Raw genomic sequence first — 16,993 nt, forward strand, 5'->3', positions numbered from 1 at the left:
AGTTTGTATTACTTTGCGCACGGCCCCCGATGCCCGTTCGGTGAAGGCACCGACTTTGTGTGAAACGGCCGCACCGCTGATATACCGAGCCGTTGTATCTCGTTAAATGCGTTTACGAGACGCATGTCGAAGGATAGCACAAAAGCTTTGCCATCGACTGGGGAGCATGAAGCAATGCGACGCGTGCTTTGACACGTCATTCCGAGACGGTCAGTGCAGGCACTCTCCTTTAGATGTTGATCGTCAATTCCGTTATCTCGGTATTGCGGCTGAAGGCTCGCTCGGTGTTCCAGCTGAAGGCTGATTGCAGAGATTCATGATCCAGGTGATTACGGTATACTGCCGCTGCCTGCGTGCGGTTGTGCACCTTGAGCTTTCGAATGAGATTGTGAACATGGACTTTGACCGTATGATCTGAAAGGCTGAGCCGGTCAGCGATGGTCTTGTTTTGCAGCCCTTCGGACAGAAGCTCGAGAATTTGATGTTCGCGCAATGTCAATGTATCGATCGGCTTGGTGCCGGACATATGGCCCCTTTTTCCCTCCACATGAGACGGTTGCTGATGGCGAGCGTGGCCATCTTTCGCCAGCTTTTCCAGCGATTGCATAACGCCGTATGGGTAATATTCGCCGCCATTGAGCAGCAGCCATATGGCAGCCAGCCAGATGTCGAGCTTCAAGGTGAACGGAAGCAGGCCCTGGATTCTTCGGTCGCAGAACAACCTATTCAACCCCTGCGATGCAAATCCGTCGCCATTGATCATGAGCGTGATGGATGCATTCGGAAAACATGTCCTGCAGCGTTCAATGCAATCCGGGAGGTCGGTGATCAGCTCGGTCTGCAAAAGGACCAATCCAACGCCCATGTCGGGGTCCTGGGAATCCGGTAGAAAACTCGACAGTGTTATCCGAATATCAGCGAATGTTCTTTCCAATGACTTCACAAGTCCTTGAAAGACGACCCCCGTTTCAGCATAAATGAAGATGGCATTTTCAGATTTGCTTTCAAAGTTCTTTCCGGGTTCGTAGTTCACGCATTCACTTAAATTAAAAGGTACATTACCGTTCATACTTGCCCCCATTTTTGACAGGAATAGCCCTGCAAGTTTTTTGTTTTTTCTGTTGTTTTTATCCAGGTAATCAAAAAGATTGATCTACGTGGAAATGCCCATTCGGCTTCAATAAAGATTAAGTTAATTATTTGAGAGTGACGCGGGCGTGACTTGCCTACAAAGATTGATAGTTTGGGTTTGTTGCAGATAGCCCAGATAGTTTGCTTGGCCCGGCCGCGTCTATAATTTTGATAGTTCAAAGTTTTTAGCTGGAGGGAAAATATAGTCTGATGGGCTTGTTATACCTAAAGATCTTGTAGACCTTGCTCGAGGAGCAGTTCCTGTTCTGCCCCAAATATGAGGGAAGATGGTAAGAGACGAACCGCTGATTTGATGCTGCACTTTACCGCATTGGCCTCGGAAAGAGGCAGCAAAGAGGCCCGGCAGCGCTAGTGCGGAGGCGTACTCTGCCGGGTCGAAAGTTATGACCAGCAAGATCACCCTCCAATTGTCCTCCTGGCTAAGCCCACTGTCAACATACCGATTGGTATGATTTGAAAGAAGAGGCCCGGCTGGGGCTATACGGGGGAAGAATATCGCCGGGCCTCTCGTTGCACTGGAGAGTAGCAACTCAGAAAATGTGATCCCCGGATATGGCTTTTTCAAGAAGAGACCCGGCGGTTGCCTTCATCATCACCCGCCGGGTCTCATGCTGCACCTCGGCACAGCCGTTTGGCTTATGATCGGCGCAATGTCGGTAGTCAAATCACGAATGCTATCTCAGTTCATTGATGCGCAGTACCAGACCTTGAAGGACAACGCGCTGCCAAAAATGGAACAGCTAGGGGCTTGGGACGTTATTATATTCATATCGGGCACTACTGACATTCAGTCGGCATTCCCGAAAGGGAGTATCATCATGAAAACGATTTTAATTGCTATGGGCATACTGGCTGCCACAGCCGCATCGGCTTTTGCGGCTGAGCCTGCCAAGATGATGGATACCAAGATGGGCAAGGTTCTGGTCAACGAGAAGAGCATGACGCTCTATACTTTCGACAAGGACGCGAAGGGTAAATCCAACTGCGACCAGGATTGCCTGAAAATGTGGCCGGCGTTTCATACCGATGGCAAGGCCAAAGCCGCTGGCGAATGGTCCATTGTCAAAGCTTCCGACGGCAAAGACATGTGGGCTTATAGTGGCAAGCCGCTCTACACCTATTCGAAAGATATGAAATCAGGGGATACCAATGGCGATGGCGTTGGGGGTGTATGGCATATGGCCAAATGATACAGGAAGTCCACGAACAGAACGAACAAGGGCGGTCTTCGGATCGCCCTTTTATAACAAGCACTCAGTTTGGGGCAAAATCTCGTAAGTCATCGTCCAGTATAATCGAGTGAACATGGCGCGAAACCTATCGCCCTGCTGAAAAGTAGAAAAGACTTAAGACAGGAATTACGCGGATCTCCTGGGCAATCAGCGTCAGAAAAGACAGTTAAGTAACGCAACGGGTAAATAATTTAGGTAATAGATAAATACGCCATTCATTGCTGAAAAAAGGACAAAAGATAGCGCGAGAAATAGATATATTGCAATTACATCAAGGTGTTGCTTTCGTCTATGGAGCCAAATGCATGAATATTGTTGCCAATATTTTGTGGGAAGAGCAAAATGAACCGCCGGCCTTGCTGGTCGGTTGGGGCTCGGCAGTTCCCTTCTGTGAAACCCCATCACATGCCGGGCCTCATAAACAAAAAAATGCGCATAGTCGTCCTGCATCGTGAATATGTCGCGATATGGAGTTCGTTTGTTTAGCGGCCACCGACTTTCTGCGTGTATTGCGCAGGATTGGGCCCTTTAAAGCACTGAAAGATCAACTCTTTTTTATCGCTTTATGACCTGTCGTTTCGAGAATGGAAATACGAAAGAAGACTGGATTCAGTTCCCTTTCCTGGTCTCGGATTACAGTTTTGACATATGCCGGCTGCCACCATTCCGCTTTCTTACTGAGAAGCTTTTGCGCGTCATCCCTCGCAGATATATGCTCCGGCGCATCGGTCAATTCTTCGTAAAGGCCGTTGACGATGACGCTGTGCCAATTGTTGGTGGCAACGATTTCATCGAATTCTACGCATACCTTGGGATTGGACCGCATCCAATCGACTTTGGTGCCTGCAGTGGTTAGAGCATACAAAAATGCCACGTCATAACTGAAGCTCAGTGGAACGATATACGGCTGATTATCCTTGGAACACGCCAGACGACCCAATGTGACGCGCTGAAGCAGAGATTTTATTTCCTGCCCGGTCATCTCTTCGATAATCATGTTCTAACTCCATTCCTTGGTTGTTATTGTCAAACCCTCTGAACATCCAGAATAGCGCAGCCAGCATTTACCGTAAGGGTCAAACTTGCAAAGTGAACTTATGCTGCAAAGTGCATGATAGGGGAACTTTTGACTGATCTACATGTTAGGATATGCCTTGACTCGTCGCTCGTTAAGATCAATCGCGTAATGAATGGAATGAATTCCCGGGTGATAAGGCCAAAATCAGCTTTTTTGATAACGAAAATATGCAGCTCACCGGAGCAATAGCTTATTTGATCAGGAGACACCAATGACCAAATCTCCTTTATCTGCCAAGGCTCCAGGTGCTGAAACGCCCCCAACGGAGATTTCCGCTTTACCGGAAGAAAGCAATTCACTGCCGTCGGATCCACAGTTGATTGTGCTGTCCTGTTTACTTGTCCTTGCAATTTTGACGGCGGCTTATATCGCTGCAGATATTGTGCTGCCGATTGTTTTGGCTTTCGTTCTAAATCTTCTGTTTCAGCCGGCCATGCGTCAATTGGAACGAGTACACCTTCCACGATCCCTCTCGGCTCTTATGCTGATTCTTGCCTTTTTTGCTTTGATTGTCGGCATAGGAGCTGCCGTATCAGGTCCTGCTTCATCATGGGCGGGACGATTACCGGATGGCCTACAGAAACTCGAACAACGACTTCATTTCCTAAGCCAACCGATCCAAACTTTCTTTGCCTTTATGCACAGGATTGACGGAGGGCAGGGAGATGCTGGTTTCAGTTTATCAGCAGTTCTTCTCAAAGGTACCCAGCATTTCGCAGGTGGATTTTTCGAGACCATTCTGATTTTATTTTTCCTTCTCGTGGCTGGCGACACGTTTTTGCGCCGCACCGTTGAAATCCTTCCCCGCTATAGTGAAAAGCGTCAGGTGGTCGCCCTGTCACAGCAGGTAGAGAAGGATATTTCTGCCTATCTCCTCACCATAACGCTCATGAACGGGTTGGTTGGCCTCGCTACTGGAATAGCAATGTGGGCAACTGGTCTGGGGGACCCTGTGCTCTGGGGAGTGGTTGCCTTCCTTTTGAACTATATCCCCATTATGGGCCCCTTCGCCGGAATCACCATTTTTGTGTTCGCTGGATTGCTCGCAATCGAGGGTAGTTGGGCAGCATTTTTGCCCGCAGGCCTTTATCTCCTAATCCACTTGGTGGAAGGCGAGATCATTACGCCCATGCTTCTGGCACGGCGTTTCACCCTTAATCCCGTGCTGGTGATACTATCATTGATCTTCTGGTTTTGGATGTGGGGGGCTCCCGGCGCGATACTGGCGGTTCCGATGCTCGCGATCACAAAGATTATCTGCGACGGTGTTGCACCGCTCAACGCGGCCGGGCATTTCCTTGAAGGGTAGGCCCAAAATTGCCGCCATTGGTGTTAGAGCCGCGTAGGATACCCGCAATGTTTGATCTTTTGACGACGTTGCGCTGTTAAACAGTTGTGGAATGCGTTGGATCAGACAATCCACCCCCCGAATGTAGGTCGCTCCATAGGTGAGACGTGACGATTGACTGCATCTGCATGGTTTTGCGGGTCGAAATGGAACGATAAGGTACTTGAAACGTTGTCCAAGTGAAATGCCCTGTGACACTTGTGCAAACAAGTTCAGTCTGGATGGCACGATCATCTTAGGAAACGGAAATGGATCTCACCACACTTCTTATCATCCTTCTCATTGTTATTTTACTGGGTGGAGGCGGCTTTTACGGTCGTGGACGTTGGTATTAAGCCTTTGCGCGTTATTCGGTAGACGCGTGAGTTTGGCAGCCTCTACTAACTGTATTGTGAGTATTCCAGGTCGTGCGCGAATGCGATCATTCGCGCACGTTCTTAAATAGTCTTTTGAATTTTCAGCACGTTTTCTGGATACCTCGGCAGGAACTTTCTTCCCTGAGGCTACGTTCCTGCTAGGGAATTTTAGTGTTTGCGCACGCTGCTCAGGGGCATGCGATTGATATCAAGGAATGTCATGGCTCAAGCTACGAAGCTGATCTCGATCGGAACAGCTGTTCCATCGCATATGATCGAACAGCGAGATGCAGCCGCCGTAGCGCATCGCGCATTTTCGGATCGGTTCAAGGATTTTGATCGTTTGGCAAAGGTGTTCGAGAGCTCGGGCATTCGTAGGCGCTATGCGATCAGGCCTCTTGAGTGGTATCTTGAACCGCTGGGCTGGCCGGAACGAAATGCCGCCTATATCGAAGGGGCATGCAGTTTGTTCGTTAGTGCGGCTCAGCAGGCGCTGGAGAAAGCGGACCTTCGAGGTGAAGATGTCGATATCGTCGTCACGGTTTCCTCAACAGGTATAGCCACGCCTAGTCTCGAAGCGCGCGTCGCTCATCAAATGGGGTTTCGTGAAGACATCGAAAGGGTGCCTGTCTTCGGCCTTGGCTGTGCCGGCGGTGTCTCAGGATTCTCCATTGCATCTCGATTTGCAGCAGCGCGGCCCGGAAAAATTGTCCTGCTGGTTGCAGTTGAACTGTGCACGCTCGCGTTCCGACTGGATCAATTGACAAAGGCCAACATCGTCGCAACTGCGCTGTTCGGGGATGGGGCGGCCGCCTGCATTCTCAAGGCGGGTGACGCAGGTATCGCAAACATCGAAATGTCCGGCCAGCATACTTGGCCTGATACGCTCGACATCATGGGTTGGAGCGTTGATAAGCAGGGGTTCGGCGTTATTTTTGATCGAGCAATACCGCCATTTGCTGAGGAACGCATTGCACCGGCTATATCGGGTATTTTAAACCGTGCTGATCTTGGCATGACAGATATCGATAGATTTGCCTGTCATCCGGGGGGTACCAAAGTGATTGCTGCTCTGGAGACAGCACTGTCGCTTGGTCAAGGCAGTTTGGACCATGAGCGTGACGTGTTGTCCGATTATGGAAACATGTCGGCTCCAACCGCACTTTTTGTATTGGACCGTGTCGTCCAAGCCGGCTTACCGTCACGTACCCTCCTTACTGCACTGGGACCGGGTTTTAGCGTGAGCTGTGTATCTCTCCAGAGAGCAGCATGATTGCGGCAACAGCACTTCTGTCTGCGGTTACGATCGAGCGCATTTGCGAGCTATGGCTCGCCAGACGAAATACCAAATCTCTATTGGAGCACGGTGCATATGAAGCCGCGTCAAAACATTATTGCCTGATAGTTGCACTTCACACCCTCTGGCTAGGTGGCCTTTGGATACTTGCTTGGAATAGGCAAATCGATCCTGCATGGCTGCTGATTTTTGCAGCGCTCCAAGCTCTGCGCATATGGGTGCTTGCAACCTTGGGGAGGCGCTGGACAACGCGTATTATAGTTGTGCCGGGGAGTTCACTTGTCAGGAGAGGGCCGTATAGATATGTTTCGCATCCAAACTATTTTGTCGTCGTGGGCGAAATTGCAGTCCTGCCGTTGTGCTTTGGCCTGGGCCGGTATGCTCTCATATTCTCGCTGCTAAACGCTGCGGTCCTGGCTTTCAGAATCCGAGAAGAAAATTCTGCGCTGCGGGATTTGCGCAATGATTCAAAACGCTGATGCAACCAGCCTACGGGCACCCAACTTTGCAACATGGCTGGGGTTTGTTGCAATGTGCATTGGCATGTTTATGGCTATTCTCGATGTACAGATCGTTGCCACATCTCTCCCGACGATCCAAGGTGCACTCAGCATCCATCCTGACCAGATGAGCTGGATTCAAACGGCGTATCTTATCGCCGAGGTCGTCGCGATTCCGCTGACCGGCTTTTTGACCAAGCTGTTCAGCATGCGGTGGCTATTCGTCTTTGGCACGGCAATATTCACTTTGACATCCATCGGATGCGCGCAGAGCGGCACTTTCTTTGCCTTGCTCGTCTGGCGCATTCTGCAAGGGTTTTCCGGAGGCACACTCATTCCGTTGGTTTTCTCGGCGGTATTCCTTTTGTTTCCCTTGCGACGCCAGAGCGTTGCAACGACTATAGCGGGCGTGCTCGCGGTTCTGGCACCCACTGTTGGACCCATCGTCGGTGGCTGGATCACTAACACCTATTCCTGGCATTGGCTCTTTTTGATAAATGTGCTGCCTGGTCTATTCGCGACGTCGCTTGCAATCTTTCTGTTGCCGCGGGTACCTATGCAATTGCGGCAAATCCGGTCGCTTGATTTTCCATCACTGGCATTGATGGCGGCAGGTCTCGCCACACTCGAGCTTGCCTTGAAGGAGGCTCCGCACAGCGGATGGACAGGGCCTTGGGTGCTCGTTTTAATGTCGTTCAGTGCAACCAACCTTTTGGCTTTTTCGCTCCGCACCTGGAATTCTCGCAATCCTCTGGTCGATTTGCGGAATTTTAGAGATCGGAATTTTTCCATTGGTTGCGTTTTGAGTTTTGTTCTCGGATTTGGCCTCTTTGGCGCGGTCTATTTGATGCCGGTCTTCTTGGCATTTGTTCGAGGGCATAATGCCCTGGAAATCGGTTCAATGATGCTTGTGACAGGTATGGTGCAACTGATGATCGCACCGATCGCTGTTTTGCTGGAAAAGCGGGCAGAGGCACGGTTACTCTCGACATTTGGCTTCGTGCTTTTTGCGATCGGACTGGGATACAGTGCCTTTCAAACGCCTCAAACCGACTCTGATGGAATGTTCTGGCCCCAGTGTATTCGGGGATTAGCAATAATGTTTTGTCTTTTGCCTCCAACACGGCTTGCACTGGGAAATCTCCCTGAGGAGCAAGTTCCCGATGCCAGCGGCTTGTTCAATCTGATGCGCAATCTGGGTGGAGCAATCGGTTTGGCAATCATTGACACCGTTATCTACACGCGTTCGACCACGCACGGCGTTGCAATCGCCAATAAACTGCTCGCTGGAGATATGCGGACGGCAGAATTCGTCGGGATCGATCGCAATGTATTTCTGCAGCATCTGCCAGGACAATTGGATGCCGCCGCGCAGAGCATTTTTAGCCCGCTCATCGCTAAGGCCGCTACGGTACAATCGATCAATGATGCCTGGGCAATGCTCGCCATCATAACTTTAGTACCCCTCTTGATAATACCATTTGCCAATGATGACTTTCGGCAAAGTCTCAAAGAATGAGCGTGCGGCAAACATTCAATCTGCCAGCACTGCCATTAGCTTCTCATCATTCCTTGCTTGAGTAAGCCTATCGAATTCTCCTCAACATCACATATTTATCGACCCAAAGTGAGAAGAGATCTCCTCCCTAACCTGTACAGAGTTGCACCGTTAAGGAACCATTTTGCGCAGCCTTTGTTGTTGATGCACCGGGTTCTTACCGGAACCACAGAGAGGCAAGATAATGAAAAAGATAATTGCAATAACCGCAACGCTGATGATGGCAAGTTCGAGCGTCGCATTCGCGCAAGATACAGTGATTGTGGAAGTACCGCAGCAGACCCGCGATTATGTCATCGCCAATCCATCTGATCCTGTCGTGATTGACGGTGATGTAAGCCAAGGATTTGTTGTTCCCGAAGATGTCGAGCTCAGGCCCATTCCTGACAGCCCTCAGTATGGCTACGTCTATGTCAATGGCCGGCCTGTTATCGTCTCATTGGAGAACAGAAAAGTCATTTATCTGTCGAAATAATATGTAGGCCCCCTGATCAGGCGCGGTGTAAAGCAGCGCCTGATCAAGGGGGCCCATGGCCATAGATAAACAAAGAGTCAGATATTTCTTTCTTACTGCTTTGAGCCACCCCAACTCGCCGCGCAATAACAGTATGTTAGAGGATAGTTTTGCGTCTTCCTATAGGAAGCCTATAATTCGCGAGCCGCCGGGCTTTAACGTCATAGGCTGCCGGCGCTTGGAAGACGCCATAGTGCTTTCGCCCGAAAAAAGGGATAAAAGCATGAGATCTAATGACCACCTTTACGAACAATATACCGACGATGACTGGCGTGCGATGCAAACCGCACATGATCGGGCATCCCAAATACTGGGACGTTCGCCCAAAACAGATATTCACTCGGACCGTCTTGGACGCACAGTGATTGCGCTCTTCAATTTAAAGATACGCAGCATCGAACAGATCGTGGAACGGGCCGTTCAAAGCGAGAGGAGTTTTGAAAAGTTGGAATCAATGACGGAATCCTCAAATTCTTCGTCCCGAACCCTTCTGTGAAGGACAAGCATGCCGACGATTGCAGACAAAAGTGATGAACAAAAAGACGCTGAAGCCGCAGTCAAGGGTTTCAGCGAGAATCTTGGACCGTTCGTGGTTGCCGCCGAGACAACGCGAATGGCAATGGTGTTTACGGATGCAAAAGACCCTGATCATCCGATTATCTTTGCCAATGATAGTTTTTTGGACCTGACCGGTTATGACCGGGATGAAGTCCTTGGCCAGCACTTCAATTTTCTGTTGGCGCACGTCACGGATGCCGCCGTGTTGGCCGCCATCAAGTCTGAATTTGCAAGCCACTCTGATCATAGCTCCGAAGTGCTCTATCGACGCAAAGATGGAAGTGAATTTTGGGCGGCGATGTTTGTCAGTCCCGTGAAGGATGAAGCGGGTAAAACTGTTCAACACTTTGCGTCATTGGTGGATCTAACCAAACACAAGGAAGAACAAGCACATTCCAAGATGCTCATCGAGGAGCTCAATCACCGCGTCAAGAATACGCTTGCGACTGTTCAATCGATTGTCTGGCAAGCATTGCGCATGGATTCTGATGCTAAAACCATTCAGCAAGCCATTGAGTCACGGCTGCAGGCCCTTTCACGTTCTCACGATCTTTTGACGCGGCAGAATTGGAAGGACACAGGTTTAATCGAAGTGATCACGGATGCCTTGGAACCATTTGGCATGACAGGCAGCCGCGCAGAACATATTTCAATCAGGGGTGCCAATGTTCTTTTCTCACCCAAGATTGCCCTCGCTCTGGGGATTGCATTTCACGAACTGGCAACCAATGCCGTGAAGTATGGCGCGTTTTCCAATGAAACGGGCTCTGTATCGATCGACTGGGAAACCAGGGAAACAACGGAAGGCCGGCGACTGGTGTTGGGATGGCACGAAAAAAATGGTCCTCTTGTCGTCCAACCGCTTCGACGAGGATTTGGTTCGCGCATGATTGAAACAGGATTATCTCAGGCGGTAGGAGGCACAGTTCACCTTGAGTATCCGGCAGAAGGCCTGTTGTGTGTCATGAATTTTCCAGCGCCAAGCGTAGCTCCAAATGGATAAATTGCTTTCCGATCGCCGGCTTCTGGTCGTGGAGGATGAGATGCTCATTCTCATGATGATTGAAGACATGCTTTCCGACCTCGGATGTACGTCTGTGACGACCGCAGCGTCGAACGAACAGGCAATTATACTGATTGGTGCGCAGTCCTTCGACGCGGCCATGTTGGATATGAATTTGAACGGCCAAAAAAGTCAGCGGGTAGCTGATGCCCTTATTAGCCACAAAGTACCCTTTGTCTTTTCCACGGGAAACAGCTCTCATGACGTTTGGGACGGTTATGCAAACCATGCAGTCATCAGAAAGCCCTTTTTGTTCAATCAGTTGGTCGATGAGTTGACGAAACTGCTGCGCCCTTAAAGCGGGGCGGCTTGCTCATTTCAGCAAATTTTCTGTCAAACGTATTCTGAAGTTTATCAAATTAGGACCGCCTCGAAGCGGAACTTTGACTGCTGCGAGCGGTTAACTCCCTGGGTGATCGAAACTTCGATCGCGAAACAGGAGATATTTATGAAACGTTTTATAATCGCGCTCGGCGCTCTTTCGCTTCTTTCAACGGCCTACGCTCAGGAAACCCCGAAAGCGTCTCCGGACGCGATGAAGCCGGCCATCGCAACCCCCGACAGTTCGAATGCTGCAGCTCCTGTTCCTGGCAAAAACAGCTTTACTGCTGGACAGGCAAAAGAGCGTTTGGAAGCGAAGGGATACACGGATGTGACGGCCTTCAACAAGGGTGATGATGGCATTTGGAGCGCCTCGGCGATGAAGGATGGCAAGGTGGTCCAAGTCAAGCTCGACTATCAGGGCAACATCACCGAAGCCAGTAAATGAACCTAGCCAGAACAATAATTCTCAGGGAGACTTCAATGGAAAATGTAACAGGACTATATGACGACTATGACGACGCACGTACCGTCGTTACCGCGCTTGAAAATGCGGGCATTTCTTCCGTTAACATCAGTATTGTTGGCAGGGAGGATAAAGCCAATGGATCAAATGCCGGCGAGGGTGCAGCGACCGGAGCTGGCCTTGGTGCTGTCGTGGGCGGTGCCGGCGGATTGCTAGCGGGTCTCGGCATGCTGGCTATTCCAGGTGTCGGTTCGTGTAGAAGGCGAACAGATTGACGTTGCCCGCTCTATCATCAACGACAATGATCCCGTTGATTTGAAGGTTCGCCGTGCAATGTACCGGGAAGAAGGATGGAATGAGTTTGACGAATCCAGCCCCGAATATACCAAGGAAGAAGCGGCGAGAGAGCGCAATAGGCTGCGTGATATGCCCAATATGATGCCGTAATACGGTGTTGTAAAATGAGATCAATGAGTGCGTCGCATATGCGGCGCGCTTTTTTAACAATACTATACGCTGTCAATAATTTCCCCTGCACGATAAAGGACCGTGCGTGTACTAACCTCAAGATTGGATTCGCGCCGCCAGGCCACAACGCCGTTATGTTGTGAAGCTAATTTCTTTGCCGCCTGCAGCGCCTCTTCCTCTGATTTAAAGCCTATCGGCTCACCCACCGTAAAAAGTTCACCAGCATCACCTTGGTCGAATATTACGACCTCAAAATGTATGAGACTTGACATTCTACCTCCATTTGGCCCGCAGCTTTGATTTGAACCTCCCTGGGAAAAGCTGACAAAGGTTACGCAGGAGCTGCCCGGTTTTGGAGGAACGAACGCGGACCAGATTGGTTCCATAGCCCGCAAAACCAGCTTATATGAGACTGCTGCTGTTCACTTGACGGTGCGGCGCATTTCTATGGAAGGCGCATTGGTTTGGGCGTTTACGTCCGAATATCAGGGCCAACCGATGAGACGGGAACTTTGTGCTATCACCGGGGTTGCTACTATTATCGGTGCATGCATTCAAAAATCACCCGTTAAATGCATGGCACCCGGCATTGCAAGGAACGCCCCATGATTTCGTCAGTTACGATTACGGTCGTAGTCGAGATAAAACCTGACGCTTGGTCAGGCTATCTGGAAAATCTGCCCTGCCTGCTGAAACGCGCACGCGGGTTTCCGGGTCTTCAGGACATTCGGATCCTGGAACACAAGGGCCATCCAAACAAATTGTTGTTCATCGAAAAATGGGACACCGAAGCGGATTATAACGCCTATCTTTCCCAGTGCGCAGAACAAGACAACACAGCGGCGGGAATATTCATCAGCCCTTATATAGTGTGCCCCATTACAGATGTTTGGGCAATGGATATGTCCGGGACCTAAAACAATCGCGGATCATTTGGGGAAACAATACTGCAAGTGAGGCCCCAAAGGTGATTTGGGGTGCACAGACATCGATTACGCGTCGCCCGTCCGCTGGGAACGGAAATAATGTTCGGCATGTTGATAATAATTTTCTGCCTCGATGTTATTTCCAACGAGTGCTTCTGCGCGCGCCTGCGCAAGATAACGCTGGTAATTCAGCTGCGCTTTTTGATGGCGTGGCGATTGCAGGGTTGCGGCGTTGTTGGCCATTGGCGCAGAATGGACCTGCGCCATGGTTGATTTTGTCTGGTTCATATTCATGATTGTCTTGAGCCCGTGGGCTCTCTCCTGTGAGGGGATGATAAGTCTGCGATATCCAAATGTCGGATTGCCGAACATTGAATTCGGTCAATTAATCTGATCGGCTACGATCCGGCGCAGTTCTTGTCTCGTAAATCCTGAATAAGCCGGTTTCACGGGTTTGGTTGTTGGCTTCTCGGGTCGATCGTAGTGACTAGAGCGCATTTGGATGGGCTGCACCGTGGCAGCTTTCGATTGAATGATTTCTTGCATAGTGGTCCGTTACTGCTGCGATAAAATGGGCGCAGCGTTCTTTGTTAAATTATGTCATTTGGTAACTGATGATGAACTGCATACCGACCTGCAGCAGGTAGTGTAATTTTCGATAGGGAAAATGCGCGCTCATCAGAGAACTGCAAAGACAGCCGGGATAAGTTCATCGGCTTGTCAACCATATGATCATCCCGCATGTTCATTTCAAGACCAACAGGATCACGACGCCGGAATCATTGAGAACCCACCTTCCTTATCGATAGGCGGAGTGGATGGCTTCGTAGAAACTGATCCAGAAGAGCCGCCCATCGCAATGGTCGCCCCGCAGAACAGCAGGCAATCGGTCATCGTGAAGCGGAGAAGGCTTGTCTTTTTCGTAAAGCACTTTCTGGAATGAACGAGGCTTGATGCAGATCATGCTTTGGGGACGTGGGACCACATCAAGCCTCTGCCGAACGAGTAGCCCGACACTTAACAACACTCAGGATCGATATAGGTTCCGGGGCAGTGGAAGATGCCAGCGTGCAGACTATGCCGTCGCATGTTCTGTTGGCTCCGTACCGGCAAGTACACCCAAATTACTTCGGGCCTGTCTGGGGTTGCCATGGATGAGACATGGCGAATGATTGTATCCTCGTCGCACAATCCAAGCGCGAGCGGTCCATGACCAATAAAGGCTGGACCACCGGTCTTTGTTTTATTGCAAACCGAGCCTTTTCACCAATTGATCAAAAGACGCCCGGGCGAGCGCCAAATCTTCGGGTGAATGAATTCCATGAAATTTAGGAATGTCCATGGGATGCTCCTCTAAAGACGGGCGGGGGCGTCAATGATCTCTCAAGCGCCAGCAGCCGAAAGATGGCTGGCAACATGCCAATTCTATCCCTATTTATGGCTTTTACAAATGAGATGGGCCAGACCGAGGCGTAAGCGACATAGCTTTCTTGTCTTCGTCATCCTTTTGACCATTAGAATATCTGGCGGCGGAACTTTAACGACCAAGGCACGTTGGGAGGTATGAGTAACTTATCCTTTCGACATGTGACGATCAAATCGCTGCGGTCCAACCGACTGCTGAATATTGCTTCGGTGAAGGATGCCTCTGACGTCCTTACATTGAGCTGGCCAAGCCATGGAAAGAAAAAGCTCGTTGCAGCGAAGAAGGCCTGTTCAGATGCCTTTGACGGCAAAATATCGGCGGACGAAGTGCGCACCGCTTTTATCGCTGCCGCGAAGGAAGTGGATATTTTCATTTGGGAAAAAACCGGACATGTCCATTGATCCTGAGTGCTGTTTCAACATTGCTTTGAGGTTGACGGTTCTGTTACCTCCCAAATCATTTCCGCAAAATGCATCTTAATTTCATGGCCGACGTTCAGTTGTCGGCTGATCCATGCTGGGAAGTGGCTGATTGGCCCCTTGCTTTGCCATTGGGAAGAACCAGAATAGCCATGCCAGCGTAAGGGTAAATATTGCGAGGCCGATAATAATGTGTTGTAGGCGCATCTAAGCTTCCTTCCCTTAAGGAAACAATGACCGCCAAGGATGGTTCCTTTTTCGGCCGCTTGATATCCGGCACTGGCATAAAAAATCGCTTGGCCATGGACGCTCAGAAGTTCAGCCGAACAAACGTGCCGGGAACTCCACGTCAATCTCGGCGTTTCATGTGAGAACATTAAGGAGCGTACAAAATGAAGAATTCGGCCCCTCCAGAACGAACGAGCGATGAAGCAGACGCCAACCAGATCCGTATGGCGAAGAAAGAGGGAGAAGCTTATCACCACTCTCTTCGCTATATGGCGGAAGAAGTTGCCGACAACGGAGATAAGAAACGGGCTGGCGGTTACATTGTGGCTTATGCCCAGGAGCGGGCGGAAGGCATGTATATGCCTGACAAGAATGGCAATCTCAAATGGTCGGAGCCAACGGAAGAAAATTGCCATCTCGAAATATCGGTCAGCGATGCCGGCGACAAGCGTTTCATTCCCTATTTGACGGTTACAGCAACTCTTGTGCCAAGCAGCGGCAACGTTATCGGACCGATTGAAATACCTTTCGTATGGCATCCTGGTCTTTATCATTATGGCCGCAACGTCCGTGTACCCGGAGATGGTCACTATGCATTACGCATCAGTATCGAACCGCCCACTTTTATGCGCCACGACAAGATAAATGGACGGCGCTATGCAGAGAGAGTGGACGTTGAATTTGAGAAAATCAAAATCAAAACCGGGCGGGAATGACGCATTCTGGAAATTCACCGTTCGATATTTGTGAATTTTAAATGAGAAGCTTTCTAAAACAGGTCTTAAAAACTTCAAATAACACAACATTGCGAAACGCTGTTGCTTGTTGGGAAGACGATTTCCAAAGCCGGTATCTATTGAATATGCATTGCCCAATGAACGATCAAAGCAAGAAAAAAGAACCACATCGCTTCATCCCAATACGATAGATTTCCGAATTTTGCAGGTTCGCGGAAGCGCAATGCTATTCCACATGATATGCCACCACTCAGCACAAGCATGATATAGAGGGACCTCCAGAAACCCCACGGTAATGGGCTCTGCGCGCCGGCAAAACCGAGGATGATCAGAATTTTCCAGGCAAAACGCGTGATTACCAGCCGAGTCTGAACATCAAGATGCTTCCACCATTTAGATAAATTTGAAAACATCGCGTTCCCCGAATGGCTCAATACATCAATTGACCGAACCGCATCTTTAGTAATGATTTCATACTGTGTTAGTTGCGAAGGTGAGGACAATTCGAGAATCCAGAGTCGAACAAGTTTACCCAGACTATGACGACGCATCGCTTGCTTCGGCAAGCCTCATTCCTCACAACCACCTCTCAAGGAACAAATTCCTTTCCTGTTCGTTGCTGTGGAATGTTTAGGCCGGCGCTTCTGGGAGGATAATGTCGTGGCGAAAAAAATCAGGGATTCAGAAAAGGATCCCGTCGTTGGAACCTCGAAGCCAAAGCTTTTAAGTGTATTGGGACCGGGCATTATTACGGGTGCGGCGGATGACGATCCCAGCGGCATCGCCACTTATTCTCAGGCCGGAGCGCAATTCGGATTTGCAATAACATGGACCATGCTGTTCAGCTATCCGCTGATGGCCGCCATTCAGGAAATCAGCGCCCGGATAGGACGCACGACGGGCCATGGCATCGCGACAAATCTGCGAACATATTATCCTCCCTGGATTTTGCCGGTTATCGTCGCTCTTCTTTTCATCGCCAATACGATCAATATCGGTGCTGATCTCGGGGCTATGGGCGATGCGGTCGGACTGCTCATCGGCGGGAACGTCGCACTTTATGTGGTTCTGTTCGCCCTTCTCAGCGCATGCCTGCAGATATTCCTTCAGTACGCACGCTACGTCTCCATATTGAAATGGCTGACATTTTCGCTGTTTGCCTATTTCGGGACGGTGATGGTTGTGAAAATACCCTATGGCGAGCTGGCGTACGGTTTTTTTGTTCCGACGTTTTCGGCAGACACGGCATTCTGGACGACGGTCGTGGCCATTCTGGGCACAACCATCAGCCCCTATCTTTTCTTCTGGCAGGCCTCGCAGGAGGTGGAAGACGAAAGGGAGAGCGC

The 16,993-nt window shown here is 50.0% G+C and carries 20 protein-coding genes and 1 pseudogene; 16 read left to right on the forward strand and 5 right to left on the reverse strand.

Annotated features, from left to right (window positions below; translation table 11 throughout):
• Positions 1 to 229: 229 nt before the first annotated feature.
• Positions 230 to 1,069: a response regulator transcription factor gene (locus ACIQWS_RS24320; protein ID WP_223615565.1), complete on the reverse strand. Its 840-nt coding sequence runs from the start codon at positions 1,067 to 1,069 to the stop codon at positions 230 to 232.
• Positions 1,070 to 1,970: 901 nt separating this feature from the next.
• On the opposite strand from ACIQWS_RS24320, the gene ACIQWS_RS24325 reads away from it, so the two are divergent.
• Both ACIQWS_RS24325 and ACIQWS_RS24330 read left to right on the forward strand, forming a co-directional pair.
• The gene (locus ACIQWS_RS24325) at positions 1,971 to 2,342 is read left to right on the forward strand and encodes a hypothetical protein (RefSeq protein WP_223615655.1); all 372 of its coding nucleotides are present in this window, start codon (positions 1,971 to 1,973) and stop codon (positions 2,340 to 2,342) included.
• 347 nt (positions 2,343 to 2,689) lie between these two features.
• Positions 2,690 to 2,839, forward strand: a complete 150-nt coding sequence (locus ACIQWS_RS24330; protein WP_223615564.1) for a hypothetical protein — start codon at positions 2,690 to 2,692, stop codon at positions 2,837 to 2,839.
• An 89-nt stretch (positions 2,840 to 2,928) separates the two neighbouring features.
• Here the strand turns inward: ACIQWS_RS24330 and ACIQWS_RS24335 are convergent, their stop codons facing one another.
• Entirely contained in the window at positions 2,929 to 3,381 is a 453-nt protein-coding gene (locus ACIQWS_RS24335; protein WP_223615563.1) for a pyridoxamine 5'-phosphate oxidase family protein, read from the reverse strand.
• 292 nt (positions 3,382 to 3,673) lie between these two features.
• Between ACIQWS_RS24335 and ACIQWS_RS24340 the strand changes: the two genes are divergently transcribed.
• The 10 genes and pseudogenes from ACIQWS_RS24340 to ACIQWS_RS24385 all read left to right on the forward strand — a co-directional run bounded on the left by ACIQWS_RS24340 (position 3,674) and on the right by ACIQWS_RS24385 (position 11,890).
• Entirely contained in the window at positions 3,674 to 4,771 is a 1,098-nt protein-coding gene (locus ACIQWS_RS24340) for an AI-2E family transporter (RefSeq protein ID WP_223615562.1), read from the forward strand.
• 615 nt (positions 4,772 to 5,386) lie between these two features.
• Entirely contained in the window at positions 5,387 to 6,439 is a 1,053-nt protein-coding gene (locus ACIQWS_RS24345) for a type III polyketide synthase (protein WP_223615561.1), read from the forward strand.
• Entirely contained in the window at positions 6,436 to 6,942 is a 507-nt protein-coding gene (locus ACIQWS_RS24350) for an isoprenylcysteine carboxyl methyltransferase family protein (protein WP_223615560.1), read from the forward strand. The genes ACIQWS_RS24345 and ACIQWS_RS24350 overlap by 4 nt, the downstream gene beginning before the upstream one ends.
• Positions 6,926 to 8,482, forward strand: a complete 1,557-nt coding sequence (locus ACIQWS_RS24355) for a DHA2 family efflux MFS transporter permease subunit (protein ID WP_223615559.1) — start codon at positions 6,926 to 6,928, stop codon at positions 8,480 to 8,482. Before ACIQWS_RS24350 ends, ACIQWS_RS24355 begins: the two co-directional genes overlap by 17 nt.
• 223 nt (positions 8,483 to 8,705) lie before the next feature.
• Complete coding sequence (locus tag ACIQWS_RS24360; RefSeq protein WP_223615558.1) at positions 8,706 to 8,996, forward strand: DUF1236 domain-containing protein; 291 nt, start codon at positions 8,706 to 8,708, stop codon at positions 8,994 to 8,996.
• A gap of 55 nt (positions 8,997 to 9,051) precedes the next feature.
• Entirely contained in the window at positions 9,052 to 9,531 is a 480-nt protein-coding gene (locus ACIQWS_RS24365) for a hypothetical protein (RefSeq protein WP_223615557.1), read from the forward strand.
• Between the two features lie 9 nt (positions 9,532 to 9,540).
• Positions 9,541 to 10,596, forward strand: coding sequence for an HWE histidine kinase domain-containing protein (locus ACIQWS_RS24370; protein ID WP_223615556.1), 1,056 nt, complete (start codon positions 9,541 to 9,543; stop codon positions 10,594 to 10,596).
• The gene (locus ACIQWS_RS24375; protein ID WP_223615555.1) at positions 10,589 to 10,954 is read left to right on the forward strand and encodes a response regulator; all 366 of its coding nucleotides are present in this window, start codon (positions 10,589 to 10,591) and stop codon (positions 10,952 to 10,954) included. Before ACIQWS_RS24370 ends, ACIQWS_RS24375 begins: the two co-directional genes overlap by 8 nt.
• Positions 10,955 to 11,104: 150 nt before the next feature.
• The gene (locus tag ACIQWS_RS24380; RefSeq protein ID WP_223615554.1) at positions 11,105 to 11,425 is read left to right on the forward strand and encodes a PepSY domain-containing protein; all 321 of its coding nucleotides are present in this window, start codon (positions 11,105 to 11,107) and stop codon (positions 11,423 to 11,425) included.
• 35 nt (positions 11,426 to 11,460) lie between these two features.
• Positions 11,461 to 11,890: pseudogene (locus tag ACIQWS_RS24385) on the forward strand (general stress protein).
• Between the two features lie 62 nt (positions 11,891 to 11,952).
• Here the strand turns inward: ACIQWS_RS24385 and ACIQWS_RS24390 are convergent.
• Positions 11,953 to 12,183, reverse strand: coding sequence for a hypothetical protein (locus tag ACIQWS_RS24390; RefSeq protein ID WP_223615553.1), 231 nt, complete (start codon positions 12,181 to 12,183; stop codon positions 11,953 to 11,955).
• A 333-nt stretch (positions 12,184 to 12,516) separates the two neighbouring features.
• On the opposite strand from ACIQWS_RS24390, the gene ACIQWS_RS24395 reads away from it, so the two are divergent.
• Positions 12,517 to 12,828, forward strand: coding sequence for a putative quinol monooxygenase (locus ACIQWS_RS24395; protein ID WP_223615552.1), 312 nt, complete (start codon positions 12,517 to 12,519; stop codon positions 12,826 to 12,828).
• A gap of 75 nt (positions 12,829 to 12,903) precedes the next feature.
• On the opposite strand, the gene ACIQWS_RS24400 is transcribed toward ACIQWS_RS24395, so the two are convergent.
• Complete coding sequence (locus ACIQWS_RS24400; protein WP_223615551.1) at positions 12,904 to 13,131, reverse strand: DUF4167 domain-containing protein; 228 nt, start codon at positions 13,129 to 13,131, stop codon at positions 12,904 to 12,906.
• 1,293 nt (positions 13,132 to 14,424) lie between these two features.
• Here ACIQWS_RS24400 and ACIQWS_RS24405 point away from each other — a divergent pair.
• Both ACIQWS_RS24405 and ACIQWS_RS24410 read left to right on the forward strand, forming a co-directional pair.
• The gene (locus ACIQWS_RS24405; protein ID WP_223615550.1) at positions 14,425 to 14,664 is read left to right on the forward strand and encodes a DUF982 domain-containing protein; all 240 of its coding nucleotides are present in this window, start codon (positions 14,425 to 14,427) and stop codon (positions 14,662 to 14,664) included.
• A 410-nt stretch (positions 14,665 to 15,074) separates the two neighbouring features.
• Complete coding sequence (locus ACIQWS_RS24410) at positions 15,075 to 15,626, forward strand: iron transporter (RefSeq protein ID WP_223615549.1); 552 nt, start codon at positions 15,075 to 15,077, stop codon at positions 15,624 to 15,626.
• Between the two features lie 137 nt (positions 15,627 to 15,763).
• Here ACIQWS_RS24410 and ACIQWS_RS24415 read toward each other — a convergent pair whose 3' ends face one another.
• Positions 15,764 to 16,213, reverse strand: coding sequence for a hypothetical protein (locus ACIQWS_RS24415; protein ID WP_223615548.1), 450 nt, complete (start codon positions 16,211 to 16,213; stop codon positions 15,764 to 15,766).
• Positions 16,214 to 16,307: 94 nt separating this feature from the next.
• Between ACIQWS_RS24415 and ACIQWS_RS24420 the strand changes: the two genes are divergently transcribed.
• Positions 16,308 to 16,993, forward strand: a 686-nt coding sequence (locus ACIQWS_RS24420; RefSeq protein WP_403184966.1) for an NRAMP family divalent metal transporter, incomplete at its 3' end; no start/stop codon positions are given.

It is taken from the genome of Phyllobacterium sp. NPDC097923 (assembly GCF_044760925.1).
Taxonomy (GTDB): domain Bacteria; phylum Pseudomonadota; class Alphaproteobacteria; order Rhizobiales; family Rhizobiaceae; genus Phyllobacterium; species Phyllobacterium calauticae.